Origin of the sequence: Rhizobium glycinendophyticum (genome assembly GCF_006443685.1) — a bacterium.
Classification (GTDB): Bacteria; Pseudomonadota; Alphaproteobacteria; order Rhizobiales; family Rhizobiaceae; genus Allorhizobium; species Allorhizobium glycinendophyticum.
Window position 1 is genome coordinate 25,837 of record NZ_VFYP01000003.1, and the last position, 13,975, is coordinate 39,811.

Here is a 13,975-nt window from a genome sequence, read left to right on the forward strand (position 1 = left end):
GATGGCACAGAAGACGGCAGCGGAGCTTTCTCCGCCGGACCCAGCAAATGGCACGGCCCGCGTGGCCGGCTATCGCGCGCTGGCGGGTGCTGCCGACGAGATGATTGACAACAAGGGAAATGTCCGGCCGGTCTGGCAGCCCTTCGTTTCCGCCATCGAGACCATGGCGGAGCACGAGCTGGACGAACGTTTTGCGCGAGCCGATCGCTATCTGCGCGATGCAGGCGTGTTCTACCGCGCCTATGGCTCCGGCGGATCGAGTGAGCGCGCCTGGCCGTTTTCGCACATCCCGGTTCTGATTTCGGATGCGGAGTGGCAGGTGCTGGCCGATGGCCTTGTCCAGCGTGCAAACCTGCTCGAAGCGGTCGTCGCAGACATCTATTCGGAAAACCGGCTGGTGCAGGAGGGCTTCCTGCCGCCGCAGCTGATTGCTTCCAATCCGGAATTCCTGCGTCCGCTCGTCGGCATCAAGCCCGCCGGCGGCCATTATTTGCATTTCTGTTCCTTTGAAATCGGCCGCGGCCCTGACGGTAACTGGTGGGTGCTGGCCGATCGGACGCAAGCGCCCTCGGGTGCCGGCTTCGCCCTCGAAAATCGCGTCGCCACAGCCCGTGCCTTTTCCGACCTCTATGCGGAAACCCATGTGCACCGCCTCGCCTCCTTCTTCGGCGCCTTCCGCAAGGCACTTCAGGCACGCCAGCAGAGCACCGACGACCGCATTGCCGTGCTCTCGCCGGGCCCGGCGAACGAAACCTATTTCGAGCACGCCTATATAGCCCGTTACCTCGGCATCATGCTGCTGGAAGGCGAGGATCTGACCGTCGTCAATGGCAAGGTGATGGTGCGCACGGTGGCTGGCTTGAAGCCCGTCAGCGTTCTCTGGCGCCGCCTCGACGCCGCCTTTGCCGATCCGCTGGAGCTCGACCAGAATTCCTACATCGGCACGCCCGGCATGGTCGACGCGCTGCGCAATAGCTCCGTCACCTTCGTCAACGCGCTCGGCTCCGGCATCCTCGAAACCCGCGCGCTGCTCGCCTTCATGCCGACGCTGTCGCGCCACCTGCTCGGCGAAGAGCTGAAGCTGCCCTCCATCGCCACCTGGTGGTGTGGCCAGAAGGCCGAGCGCGAGCATGTCGCCCGCCACCTCGACCGCATGGTCGTCGGCTCGGCGTTTTCCCGCCTGCCCTTTTTCGACGACAATGGCCGCTCGGTGCTCGGCTCACGCTACAAGGACCCGCAGAGCCGCAGCATCTCGGAATGGTTGGAAGCCGAAACCGGCAATCTCGTCGGCCAGGAAGTGGTCACCCTCTCGACCACGCCTGCGATGGTCGACGGCAAGCTGACGCCGCGGCCGATGTCGCTGCGCGTCTTTGCCGCCCGCACTCAGAACGGCTGGCAGATCATGCCCGGCGGTTTCGCGCGGATCGGCAGCGGTTCCGACGTATCTGCCATTGCCATGCAGTCGGGCGGCAGCGCGGCCGACGTGTGGATCGTCTCCGACAAGCCGGTCGATCGCACCTCGCTGCTGCCGGCAGAAGAGAGCTTCACCCGCAACATGCCCGGCAGCCTGCCGAGCCGCGCGGCGGACAATCTGTTCTGGCTTGGCCGCTACATCGAGCGCGCCGAAGGCGTGCTGCGCATCCTGCGCGCCTGGCATGCCCGTTTCGCCGAAAGCGCCAACCCCGAACAGCCGCTGCTCGCCTTCGTCAGCGACTATCTCTCCGATATCGACGTCGACACCAAGACCGGCGTCCCGGAAAGCCTGCTGCGCAACATCGACAGCGCCGTCTATTCGGCCAGCAACATCCGCGACCGTTTCTCGCCAGACGGCTGGCTGGCGCTGAACGACCTGTCGAAGACGGCGAAACGTTTCCACGAGCGGGTCAAACCCGGCGACGACGCAGCGCATGCCATGACCATTCTCCTGCGCAAGCTCGCGGGCTTTGCCGGTCTGGTGCATGAAAACATGTACCGCTTCACCGGCTGGCGCTTCCTCACCATCGGCCGCCTGCTCGAACGCGGCCTGCACATGACCCGCCTGCTCGGCCGCATGACCGGCCCTGATGCACCAGACGGCGCGCTCGACATGCTGCTGGAGATCGGCGACAATGTCATGACTCATCGCCGCCGCTACAATGTTTCGACGGCACGGCTCACGGTCACGGACCTGCTGGCGCTCGATCCGCTCAACCCACGCTCCATTCTCTTCCAGCTCAACGAGATCCGAATCGAGGCCGAGCAGTTGCCGAACGCCATGGTCAACGGCCAGATGTCGATGCTCTTCCGCGAAGCCATGCGCCTGCATTCAGGCCTGGCCGTCATGACGCCGGAGGCAATGACGGCCGAGGTTTATACCAATCTCGAGCGCGAGCTGGAGAAGTTCTCCGATATCCTCGCCCGCACATACCTGAATTGAACCGATGCTGTACGATCTCTCGCTCCACATCGGTTACAGATACGAGGTCCCGGCATCGGGCGCGCATCACATGCTGCGCCTCCTGCCGCTCTCGCTGCCAGACCGCCAACGCCTGATCGCCGGCGCTGTCACCGTCACTCCCGAACCGGACGAACTCGCGACTTTCGAGGATTTCTTCCACCACACGACCCGCCACGCGATCCTCCGCGCGCCGCACGAGAAGCTCGACATCCGCATGCAGGCGCGTGTGATGGTTCAGGCTCTCCCAGTCCCCGCCGACTTCTCCCCGATCCTTGATCGGCTGCCGCAGGAACTCGCCGAGACCTGGACGCTCGACGCGGAATCCCCGCATCATTTTCTGGGCACGAGCCCCCGCCTGCCGCGCGACAAAGAGATTGCCGCCTATGCCCGCAAAGAGCTGAAACCAAGCCTGACGGTGCGCCAGATCGCCGAACAGCTCTGTGCCCGCATCCATCGCGACTTCAGATACGATCCCGAGGCGACCACCGTCGATACGACACCCGCCGAGGCCTTCACCAAGAAGCGCGGCGTCTGCCAGGACTTCTCTCACGTGATGATCGTGGCGCTGCGCAGCCTTGGCATTCCCGCAGGCTATGTCAGCGGTTTCCTGCGCACCATCCCGCCGCCGGGCAAGGAACGCCTCGAAGGGGCCGATGCCATGCATGCCTGGGTGCGCGTCTGGTGCGGCAAGCTGACCGGCTGGATGGAATTCGACCCGACCAACAACATCCCCGCCGGCACCGACCATATCGTCGTCGGCTATGGCCGCGACTACTCGGATGTTGCTCCGGTAATCGGCGTACTGAAGAGCTACGGCAGCCACAAGACTGATCAATCTGTCGATGTAATCCCAGTGAAGCAGTAAATCCGGTTATTGGCTCGAATTTTATCGACTTGCTTAAGCCGAATGGAACGTGTCCGCCCCTATAAGTCATCCACAGACTGCGTTTGGATGGACATGATGGCTAGGACCAAGACACAGCATTCCTCGATCTTCTCACGCCTGATCGCCTGCCGATCCGGCAATTTCGGCATGATCACCGCGTTCATCCTGCCGGTCGCTGCGGCCGGTGCAGGTGTCGCCATGGATTTGAATCGCATGATCCAGATCAAGAGCGCTCTGCAGGACTCGACCGACTCAGCCGTTCTTGCGGCCGCAAACGCACTCGCCGTGAAAAACATCTCGGACGACGAGGCCATGTCCCTCGCAAAGAAGTTCATGGCCTCGCAATTTTACAATGTTGTCGAAGGCAAATCGAGCATCGACACCAACAACTCTTCTTCCATCGACAAGGCGGCCATTGGCAGCGTCGAGCGTACCACGTCGACTTCGGGCAAGAGCTTCGACGTCAAGCTCAACAGTTCCTACACGATGAAGACAAACGGCATGACAGCTCTGCTGGGCTGGAAGGAGGTGACGATCAAGGTCTCCTCCACCGCACGCAGCACGACAGAAAGCAAGAATGCCCTGTCGATGTTCCTCGTGCTCGACCGCTCCGGCTCGATGGCCGAGGACACGACCACGGTCAATGACGCACAGCCGACCAAAACGGTTTACTACGACTGCAGCTATTACCAGGGGAGAAAATACATCTCCAAGACCTGCAGCTATCAGGCGACCAACTACTACACCAAAATCGACTCGCTGAAGCTCGCCGTCGCCAGCCTCACGACACAGCTGAACACGGCGGATCCGGAGACCAAATACGTCCGCACCGCCGCTGTTTCCTACAATGCCAGCATGCAGACGCCAACGACAATGGCGTGGGGCACCGCCACGTCCCTGTCTTATGTGCAGGCGCTGACGGCAACCGGCGGCACCGACTCCTCCGACGCCATGGCGCGGGCTTACACGGATGTCTCGAGCTCTCTGGAAGACACGGCCCATAAGAACAAAAACGGCCAGGTTCCGAGCAAGTTCATCATCTTCATGACCGACGGTGACAACAACTACTCGAGCGCAGACACCAAAACCAAGGCGACCTGCGACACCGCCAAAAAGGCTGGCGTCCAGATCTTCACTGTCGCCTTCATGGCACCGAGCAACGGGCAGTCCTTGCTTCAGTATTGCGCCTCCAGCACGTCCAATTATTACGACGCGCAGAATGCCACGCAGCTTGTCGCCGCTTTCAAGGAAATCGGTGACAAGGCGGTTCAGGCCTCCACCCGCCTGACCAACTGACCCGCTTCCAAAGCGTTTGCGGAAATTTGCACTGGCTTGGCCGCGCCCGATCAAGGCGCGGCCTTCCTATGCCCGCGTCGTGTCAGCATTCATCAGGTAAATCAGCAGGTTGCATCACGAAGGCGAGCAATCAACTATTTCGCACGGCCGCTCACCGGCCTGTTGCATGTGTATCATATCGATGCGTAAACTGGCGACGAAGGGGGTGACCGCCGAAAGCGGATCTGGTGGTGCCCTGCGAACCGAGCAAAGCCAGGCGGACCGATGATCAAGACCCTCCATAAAGCCGACCTTCCCCTTCCCAAGCGCGGCGCGTCCGATCCGGCCTCTCTGGCCGGCGAGATCATGGACAAGCTGACCTACAGCATCGGCAAGGACGCGAAGGTCGCCACCCCGCACGACTGGCTGACAGCAACCATCCTCGTCGTGCGCGACCGCATCATCGACACCTGGATGGAATCGACGCGCGCCACTTACATGAACAATGGCAAGCGGGTCTATTATCTGTCGCTGGAATTCCTGATCGGCCGGCTCCTGCGCGATGCCATGTCCAACCTCGGCCTCATGGACGACATTCGCGAGGCGCTGTCCTCGCTGTCCGTCGAATTCGACGTCATTGCCGGCCTTGAACCGGATGCCGCTCTCGGCAATGGTGGCCTCGGCCGCCTCGCCGCCTGCTTCATGGAGAGCATGGCGACCGTGAACATTCCGGCTTATGGTTACGGCATCCGCTATGTGCACGGCCTCTTCCGCCAGCAAATGGCGGAGGGCTGGCAGGTCGAGCTGCCGGAAAGCTGGCTTGCCCATGGCAACCCTTGGGAATTCGAGCGCCGCGAAAGCTCCTACGAAGTCGGCTTCGGCGGCACGGTCGAGACGATCGACGCACCGGATGGCGAACTGCGTTACGTCTGGAAGCAGGGCGAACGTGTCATCGCCACCGCATATGACACGCCGGCTGTCGGCTGGCGCGGCGAGCGGGTGAATACCCTGCGACTGTGGTCTGCCCAGCCGATCGACCCGATCCTGCTCGACGCCTTCAATGCCGGCGACCACATCGGCGCACTGCGCGAGAGCAACAAGGCCGAATCGCTGACCCGCGTGCTCTACCCTGCCGACGCCACGCCGGCCGGTCAGGAACTACGCCTGCGCCAAGAATTCTTTTTCTGTTCCGCCTCGCTGCAGGACATTGTCCGCCGTCACCTGCAGCAGGGCAACACGCTGGCCCAACTGCCGGAAAAGGTGGCAATTCAGTTGAACGACACCCATCCGGCCGTTTCCGTCGCCGAATTGATGCGCCTCCTCGTCGATGTGCATGGGGTCAACTTTGACGACGCCTGGGAGATTTCTTCCAAGACCTTTTCCTACACCAACCACACGCTGCTGCCCGAAGCGCTGGAAAGCTGGCCGGTTCCGCTCTTCGAACGGCTTCTGCCGCGTCACATGCAACTGGTCTACGCGATCAACGCCAAGATCCTGCTCGATGCCCGCAAGAACCGCGGCTTCAACGACCAGGAAATCCGCCACATCTCCCTGATCGACGAAAGCGGCGACCGCCGCGTGCGCATGGGTAACCTCGCCTTTATCGGTTCGCATTCGATCAACGGCGTCTCGGCGCTGCACACCGAACTGATGAAGGAGACGGTCTTTGCCGATCTCCACAAGCTCTACCCGACCCGTATCAACAACAAGACCAACGGGATTACCCCACGCCGCTGGCTGATGCAGTGCAACCCGGATCTGACCAACCTGATCAAGGAAGCGATCGGCGCTGAATTCCTCGATGATGCGGACAAGCTGAAGGCGCTCGACGCCTTCGCAGACGACGCGTCGTTCCAGGAGAAGTTCGCCGCCGTCAAGCGCGCCAACAAGGTGCGTCTGGCAAGCCTTGTCGCCGGCCGTATGGGTATCCGGCTCGATCCGGAGGCGATGTTCGACATCCAGATCAAGCGTATTCACGAATACAAGCGCCAACTCCTCAACATCATCGAGACGGTGGCGCTCTTCGACCAGATCCGTTCTCATCCCGAGCGCGACTGGGTGCCGCGCGTCAAGCTTTTTGCCGGCAAGGCGGCTCCGAGCTATCACAACGCCAAGCTCATCATCAAACTTGCCAACGACGTCGCCCGCGTCATCAACAATGATCCCTCCGTGCGCGGCCTGCTGAAGGTCGTGTTCGTGCCGAACTACAATGTTTCTCTGGCCGAAGTCATGGTGCCCGCTGCCGACCTCTCCGAACAGATTTCCACCGCCGGCATGGAAGCGTCTGGAACCGGGAACATGAAGTTCGCGTTGAACGGTGCATTGACCATCGGAACACTCGATGGCGCCAATGTCGAAATGCGCGACCATGTCGGGGAGGAGAACATAGTGATTTTCGGAATGACCGCGGACGAGGTCGGACGTGTCAGGGCCGAGGGACACAATCCCCGCGCTGCCATCGACGCGTCACGCGAATTGCAGCAGGCCCTTTCCTCGATCGCTTCGGGCGTGTTTTCACCCGATGACCGCGACCGCTATGCCGGCCTGATGCAGGGCATCTACCAGCACGACTGGTTCATGGTCGCCGCAGACTTCGACGCCTATGCCCAGGCCCAGCGTCAGGTTGACGAAATCTGGAACGGCAAATCCGGCTGGTATTCCAAGACTATCTGCAACACCGCACGCATGGGCTGGTTCTCGTCCGACCGCACCATTCGCCAGTACAATGCGGATATCTGGAGAGCCTGATGGCAAAATCGCCGAAGAAGAACGGTGTCGACCCCAAGCCGGATACACCGTCGGCGGACGAAATTGAGGCAATCATCAACGGCACGCATGGTGACCCCTTCGCCTTTATCGGCCTACAGCAGCATGACGGCGGATTCGTCGCCCGCTGTTTCATTCCGGGGGCCGAGACAGTCACCGCCCATACCCTGTCGGGTGAGGCGATCGGCGAACTGACGCAGCGTCACGAGGCAGGCTTCTTTTCCGGAATCGTCAGCGCCACGTCCCTGCAGCCGATCCGCTACCGCGCCACTCGGGGTGACGATGAATGGATGGTCACGGACCCCTACAGCTTTTGGCCCATTCTGGGCCCAATGGATGACTACTTCATCCGAGAAGGCTCTCATCTCAGGCTCTTCGACAAGATGGGCGCCCATCCGATCAGGCATCAGGGCGTGGATGGTTTTCACTTCGCCGTCTGGGCTCCGAACGCCCGCCGGGTATCCGTCGTCGGCGACTTCAACGACTGGGACGGCCGTCGCCACGTGATGCGGCTTCGCCGCGACACCGGCATCTGGGAGATCTTTGCCCCGGACGTTCGCTCGGGCGCCAGCTACAAGTTCGAGATCATCGGCCCGCATGGCGAACTGTTGCCGCTGAAGGCTGACCCTTACGCACGCCGCGCCGAGATGCGCCCAAAGAATGCCTCGGTGACGACAGGTGAACTGGAGCAGATCTGGGACGACGATGCCCATCGCAAGCACTGGGCGAGCATCGACCAGCGACGTCAGCCGGTGTCGATTTATGAAGTCCATGCCGGGTCCTGGCAACGGCGTGACGATGGCTCGATGCTGACCTGGGACGAGATGGCCGAGCGCCTGATCCCTTACTGCGTCGACATGGGCTTCACTCATATCGAATTCATGCCGATCGCAGAGCACCCCTATGACCCCTCCTGGGGCTACCAGACGACGGGGCTCTACGCGCCGACAGCGCGTTTCGGTGAACCGGAAGGGTTCGCCCGCTTCGTCAATGGCTGCCACAAGGTTGGCCTCGGCGTCATCCTCGATTGGGTCCCGGCGCACTTTCCGACCGACGCGCATGGACTTCGTCACTTCGATGGGACGGCACTCTACGAACATGCCGACCCTCGCCAGGGCTTCCACCCGGACTGGAACACGGCGATCTATAATTTCGGTCGCCTGGAAGTCCTGTCCTACCTGATCAACAACGCTCTCTACTGGGCGGAAAAATTCCACATCGACGGCCTGCGCGTGGATGCGGTCGCGTCGATGCTCTACCTCGACTACTCCCGCAAGGAAGGCGAGTGGATCCCCAATGAATATGGTGGGCGGGAAAACCTGGAGGCGGTCCGCTTCCTCCAGCAGATGAACCACCATGTTTATGGCAGCCACCCGGGCATCATGACCATCGCCGAAGAGAGCACTTCGTGGCCCAAGGTCTCGCAGCCTGTGCATGAAGGCGGTCTCGGCTTCGGCTTCAAGTGGAACATGGGCTTTATGCATGACACGCTGAGCTATTTCGCTCGGGACCCGATCTACCGGAAACACCATCACAGCGAACTGACCTTCGGCCTGCTCTATGCCTTCTCGGAAAACTTCGTGCTGCCGATTTCTCACGACGAAGTGGTACATGGCAAAGGCTCGATGATCGCCAAGATGCCCGGCGATGACTGGCAGAAATTCGCTAATCTCAGGGCCTATTACGGCCTGATGTGGGGCCATCCAGGCAAGAAGCTCTTGTTCATGGGCCAGGAATTTGCCCAGTGGGGCGAATGGTCGGAAGAGCGTTCACTCGACTGGAACCTGCTAGCCTATGCCCCGCATGAAGGCATGCGCCGGCTGGTCCGGGACTTGAACTTCACCTACCGCTCGAAGCCGGCGCTGCATGCGCGCGATTGCGAGGGTGAAGGCTTCGAATGGATCATCGGAGACGACCAGGACAATTCCGTCTTTGCCTGGCTGCGCAAGGCGCCGGGCGAAAAGCCGATCGCCGTGATCTGCAATCTGACACCGAACTTCCACGAACGCTACGAATTGAGCTTGCCTGCGGCCGGCCGTTGGCGTGAGATACTCAACACCGATGCCGAGATTTATGGCGGCAGCGGCAAGGGCAATGGTGGTCGCGTGGAGGCGCATGCCACGGGAGGCGAATGGGCAAAGGCGGGGCTCACACTGCCGCCGCTCGCCGTGATCATGCTGGAATTGGAACAATAAGGGGAGGATACACATGACGGAAAAGAGAACAAAAAGCCTGTCGCGCGATGCCATGGCCTATGTGTTGGCCGGTGGCCGCGGAAGCCGCCTCAAGGAACTGACGGACCGTCGCGCTAAACCCGCCGTCTATTTCGGCGGCAAGGCCCGCATCATCGACTTCGCCCTGTCGAACGCGCTCAATTCCGGCATCCGCCGCATCGGCGTCGCCACTCAGTACAAGGCCCACTCCCTCATCCGCCATCTGCAACTCGGCTGGAACTTCTTCCGTCCCGAGCGTAACGAGAGCTTCGACATCCTGCCCGCCTCGCAGCGCGTTTCGGAAACGCAGTGGTACGAAGGCACGGCCGACGCCGTCTACCAGAATGCCGACATCATCGAATCCTACGCGCCGGAATACATGGTCATCCTCGCCGGCGACCACATCTACAAGATGGACTACGAGCAGATGCTCCAGCAGCACGTGGATTCAGGCGCCGAGGTGACCATCGGCTGCCTGGAAGTGCCGCGTATGGAAGCGACTGGCTTCGGCGTAATGCATGTCGATGCCACCGACCGCATCATCGACTTCGTCGAAAAGCCGGCCGATCCGCCGGGCATTCCCGGGAATCCGGATCTGGCGCTGGCCTCGATGGGCATCTACGTCTTCCACACAAAATTCCTGATGGAACTGCTGCGCCGCGACGCCGCCGATCCGGACTCCAGCCGCGACTTCGGCAAGGACATCATTCCTTACGTCGTGAAGAGCGGCAAGGCTGTCGCCCACCGCTTCGCCCAGTCCTGCGTCCGCTCCGATTTCGAGCGCGAACCCTACTGGCGCGACGTCGGCACGATCGATGCCTATTGGCAGGCCAACATCGACCTGACCGACATCGTCCCCGAGCTCGATCTCTACGACAAGAGCTGGCCGATCTGGACCTATTCCGAGATCACCCCGCCGGCCAAGTTCGTTCATGACGACGAGGGTCGCCGCGGCTCGGCGATTTCCTCGCTCGTCTCCGGCGACTGCATCATCTCCGGCTCCTCGCTCTACAAGAGCCTGCTCTTCACCGGTGTACGTGCCAATTCCTATTCCCGCCTCGAAGGCGCGGTCGTCCTGCCCAAGGTGCAGGTCGGTCGTCATGCGCGCCTCACCAATGTCGTCATCGACCATGGCGTGGTGATCCCGGAAGGGCTGATCGTCGGGGAAGATCCGGAAATGGACGCCAAGCGCTTCCGCCGCAGCGAAAATGGAATTTGCCTCATTACACAGTCGATGATCGACAAACTGGGTTAGCCACGTCCATGAAGGTCCTTTCGGTCGCTTCCGAACTCTACCCGCTGATCAAGACAGGGGGCCTGGCCGACGTGGCCGGCGCCCTGCCCTTGGCGCTTGCCGCCCACGGGGTGGAGACGAGAACCCTGATCCCGGGCTATCCCGCAGTGATGAAAGCGGTCAAGGCACCGAAAAAGATCCATGAATTCGGAAGCCTGCTGGACGAGCGCGCGACCCTTCTCTCGGCTCGGCACGAGGGGTTGGATCTCCTGATCCTCGACTGCCCGCAACTCTACGAGCGTTCGGGCGGCCCCTATCTCGACACCCATGGCCGCGACTATCCCGACAACTGGAAACGGTTCGCGGTCCTCTCCAAGGCAGGCGCCGAAATCGCCGCAGGTGCGCTGGCGGGTTACAAGCCCGACCTCGTGCACGTGCACGACTGGCAGAGCGCGCTGGTGCCGGTCTACATGCGCTATGCCGAGACCGCGGAAGTGCCGGGCCTCCTCACCATCCACAACATCGCCTTCCAGGGCCAGTTCGCCGCGTCGCTCTTTCCCTATCTCGAACTCCCCGGCCATGCCTTTTACGAAGCGCTCGAATATTACGGCACCCTGAGCTACCTGAAGAGCGGCATCGTGACCTCCTACGCCGTCTCGACCGTCAGCCCCTCTTATGCCGATGAAATCCTGACGCCGGAATTCGGCATGGGGCTCGAAGGGCTGATCGCCAGCCGTGGGGCCGATCTCTATGGCATCGTCAACGGCATCGATGCCGATGTCTGGAACCCTGCGACTGATACGCTCCTGCCCGCCGGCTATTCCGCAGCCACGCTGAAGAAGCGTGCCGGCAACCGCGCGGCCCTCGTCGAGCGGTTCGGCTTGGATGCGGACGATGGTCCGATCTTCTGCGTGATATCGCGGCTGACCTGGCAAAAGGGCCTCGACCTCTTGCCCGCCGTCATCGATGAACTGGTTGCCCTCGGCGGCAAGCTCGCCATCCTCGGCTCCGGCGACAGCGACATCGAGGCAGCGCTGCAGGGAGCAGCGGCCCACAATCGCGGCCGGGTCGGCATGGTGCTTGGCTACGACGAAAAACTCTCGCACCTGATGCAGGCCGGATCTGACGTCATTCTCGTGCCCTCGCGCTTCGAGCCCTGTGGGCTCACCCAGCTCTACGCATTGCGTTACGGCTGTATCCCGCTCGTCGCCCGTACCGGCGGTCTCGCGGATACGATCATCGACGCCAACGAAGCGGCGCTGGCCGCCGGCGTGGCGACCGGCGTGCAATTCTCTCCCGTTACGGCAGACGCGCTGCGTCGCGCCATCCGCCGCACCATCCGGCTCTACCGTGACCAGCGTCTCTGGTCGCAGATGCAGAAGCAGGGCATGAAGTCGGACGTCTCCTGGAACAGGAGCGGCGTGACCTATGCCGAACTCTATCAACGCCTCGTCTCGAAAGGCCAGTAATCGATGATCTCGACCGTCTCCACGAAACCCTATGCGGACCAGAAGCCCGGCACCTCGGGACTGCGCAAGAAGGTTCCGGTCTTCCAGCAGGAAAACTACGCCGAAAACTTCATCCAGGCGATTTTCGACAGCCTGGAAGGCTTTACCGGCCAGACGCTGGTGATCGGCGGTGACGGCCGCTACTACAACCGCGAAGTCATCCAGAAGGCGCTGAAGATGGCCGCCGCCAATGGGTTCGGAAAGGTCATGGTTGGCAAGGGCGGCATCCTCTCGACGCCGGCTGCCTCGCATGTCATTCGCAAATACAAGGCCTTCGGCGGCATTGTGCTCTCTGCCAGCCACAACCCCGGCGGCCCGACCGAAGACTTCGGCATCAAATACAATATCGGCAATGGCGGCCCGGCACCGGAAAAGATTACCGACGCGATCTTCGCCCGCACGAAGGTGATCGACAGCTACAAGATCGCTGACGTCGCCGACATCGACCTCGACACAACAGGCAGCTTCGATCTCGCCGGCATGACCGTCGAGGTGATCGATCCGGTCACTGACTATGCCGACCTGATGGAAACCCTCTTCGATTTCCCAGCGATCCGCGCGTTGATCGCCGGCGGCTTCCGCGTGGTGATAGACAGTATGAGCGCCGTCACCGGCCCGTATGCCGTGGAGATCCTGGAAAAGCGCCTCGGCGCTCCCGCCGGTTCCGTGCGCAACGAAATCCCCCTACCCGACTTCGGCCACCACCATCCGGATCCCAACCTGGTGCATGCCAAGACCCTCTACGACGATGTCATGAGCGCCGACGGCCCGGACTTCGGCGCCGCCTCCGATGGCGACGGCGACCGCAACATGGTGGTCGGCAAGGGCATGTTCGTCACACCCTCCGACAGCCTGGCGATGATCGCCGCCAACGCCACCTGCGCCCCCGGCTACAGACAAGGCATCGCCGGCATCGCCCGCTCCATGCCGACGAGCGCCGCCGCCGACCGTGTGGCGGAAAAGCTCGGAATCGGCATGTACGAGACCCCGACCGGCTGGAAATTCTTCGGCAACCTGATGGATGCCGGCAAGGTCACCGTCTGCGGCGAAGAAAGTTTTGGCACCGGCTCCGACCATGTGCGCGAAAAGGACGGCCTCTGGGCGGTGCTCTTCTGGCTCAACATCGTTGCCGCGCGCAAGCAGAGCGTGAAGCAGATCGTGGAGGCCCATTGGGCGGAATACGGCCGCAATTACTATTCGCGTCACGACTATGAAGGCGTTGAGACCGACAGCGCCAACGCCCTGGTCGCAGCGCTCCGCGCCAAGCTCGACAGCCTGCCCGGCACTAGGATCAACGGCCTGACCGTGACGGCCGCCGACGACTTCGCCTATCACGACCCGATCGACCACTCCGTCTCGAAGAACCAGGGCATCCGCATCCTCTTCGAAGGCGGCAGCCGCATCGTCTTCCGCCTCTCCGGCACCGGCACCTCAGGCGCGACGCTGCGCCTTTACGTCGAGCGCTACGAGCCCGACGCGAGCCGCCACGGCATGGAGACGCAGGCAGCGCTGGCGGATTTGATCGCGGCGGCGGAAGAGGTGGCGGAGATCAAGCGGTATACGGGCATGAGCGAGCCGACGGTCATTACGTGACGGTTTAGAAGACTGTGCGGCCGGGAGCGGCGGCTCTGGCGAAATACATCACTACCTTCGCTC

General features: G+C 61.9%; 8 protein-coding genes. All 8 read left to right on the forward strand.

The features are described 5' to 3' along the window. Position 1: 1 nt before the first annotated feature. The 8 genes from FJQ55_RS17210 to FJQ55_RS17245 all read left to right on the forward strand — a co-directional run bounded on the left by FJQ55_RS17210 (position 2) and on the right by FJQ55_RS17245 (position 13,912). Positions 2-2,416: a circularly permuted type 2 ATP-grasp protein gene (locus FJQ55_RS17210; RefSeq protein ID WP_140830136.1), complete on the forward strand. Its 2,415-nt coding sequence runs from the start codon at positions 2-4 to the stop codon at positions 2,414-2,416. A 4-nt stretch (positions 2,417-2,420) separates the two neighbouring features. Then, positions 2,421-3,302 (forward strand): transglutaminase family protein, encoded by an 882-nt coding sequence (locus FJQ55_RS17215; protein WP_140830138.1) that lies wholly within the window; start codon positions 2,421-2,423, stop codon positions 3,300-3,302. A gap of 96 nt (positions 3,303-3,398) precedes the next feature. Then, positions 3,399-4,619 carry a VWA domain-containing protein gene (locus tag FJQ55_RS17220; RefSeq protein WP_161596995.1) on the forward strand — a complete coding sequence of 407 codons (1,221 nt, stop codon included), beginning with the start codon at positions 3,399-3,401 and terminating at the stop codon, positions 4,617-4,619. A 264-nt stretch (positions 4,620-4,883) separates the two neighbouring features. After that, positions 4,884-7,346, forward strand: coding sequence for a glycogen/starch/alpha-glucan phosphorylase (locus FJQ55_RS17225; protein WP_140830142.1), 2,463 nt, complete (start codon positions 4,884-4,886; stop codon positions 7,344-7,346). Next, positions 7,346-9,559 (forward strand): 1,4-alpha-glucan branching protein GlgB, encoded by a 2,214-nt coding sequence (gene glgB / locus FJQ55_RS17230; RefSeq protein WP_140830144.1) that lies wholly within the window; start codon positions 7,346-7,348, stop codon positions 9,557-9,559. The genes FJQ55_RS17225 and glgB overlap by 1 nt, the downstream gene beginning before the upstream one ends. A gap of 13 nt (positions 9,560-9,572) precedes the next feature. Further along, positions 9,573-10,832: a glucose-1-phosphate adenylyltransferase gene (gene glgC, locus FJQ55_RS17235; RefSeq protein ID WP_140830146.1), complete on the forward strand. Its 1,260-nt coding sequence runs from the start codon at positions 9,573-9,575 to the stop codon at positions 10,830-10,832. A gap of 8 nt (positions 10,833-10,840) precedes the next feature. After that, positions 10,841-12,280, forward strand: coding sequence for a glycogen synthase GlgA (gene glgA / locus FJQ55_RS17240; RefSeq protein WP_140830148.1), 1,440 nt, complete (start codon positions 10,841-10,843; stop codon positions 12,278-12,280). A gap of 3 nt (positions 12,281-12,283) precedes the next feature. Next, positions 12,284-13,912 carry an alpha-D-glucose phosphate-specific phosphoglucomutase gene (locus tag FJQ55_RS17245; protein WP_140830149.1) on the forward strand — a complete coding sequence of 543 codons (1,629 nt, stop codon included), beginning with the start codon at positions 12,284-12,286 and terminating at the stop codon, positions 13,910-13,912. Positions 13,913-13,975 lie beyond the last annotated feature (63 nt).

Excerpts from the sequence above, each read along its gene's own strand:
- FJQ55_RS17210 (WP_140830136.1), top strand. The coding sequence starts at position 2 with ATGGCACAGAAGACGGCAGCGGAGCTTTCTCCGCCGGACCCAGCAAAT.
- FJQ55_RS17215 (WP_140830138.1), top strand. The coding sequence starts at position 2,421 with ATGCTGTACGATCTCTCGCTCCACATCGGTTACAGATACGAGGTCCCG.
- FJQ55_RS17220 (WP_161596995.1), top strand. The coding sequence starts at position 3,399 with ATGGCTAGGACCAAGACACAGCATTCCTCGATCTTCTCACGCCTGATC.
- FJQ55_RS17225 (WP_140830142.1), top strand. The coding sequence starts at position 4,884 with ATGATCAAGACCCTCCATAAAGCCGACCTTCCCCTTCCCAAGCGCGGC.
- glgB (WP_140830144.1), top strand. The coding sequence starts at position 7,346 with ATGGCAAAATCGCCGAAGAAGAACGGTGTCGACCCCAAGCCGGATACA.
- glgC (WP_140830146.1), top strand. The coding sequence starts at position 9,573 with ATGACGGAAAAGAGAACAAAAAGCCTGTCGCGCGATGCCATGGCCTAT.
- glgA (WP_140830148.1), top strand. The coding sequence starts at position 10,841 with ATGAAGGTCCTTTCGGTCGCTTCCGAACTCTACCCGCTGATCAAGACA.
- FJQ55_RS17245 (WP_140830149.1), top strand. The coding sequence starts at position 12,284 with ATGATCTCGACCGTCTCCACGAAACCCTATGCGGACCAGAAGCCCGGC.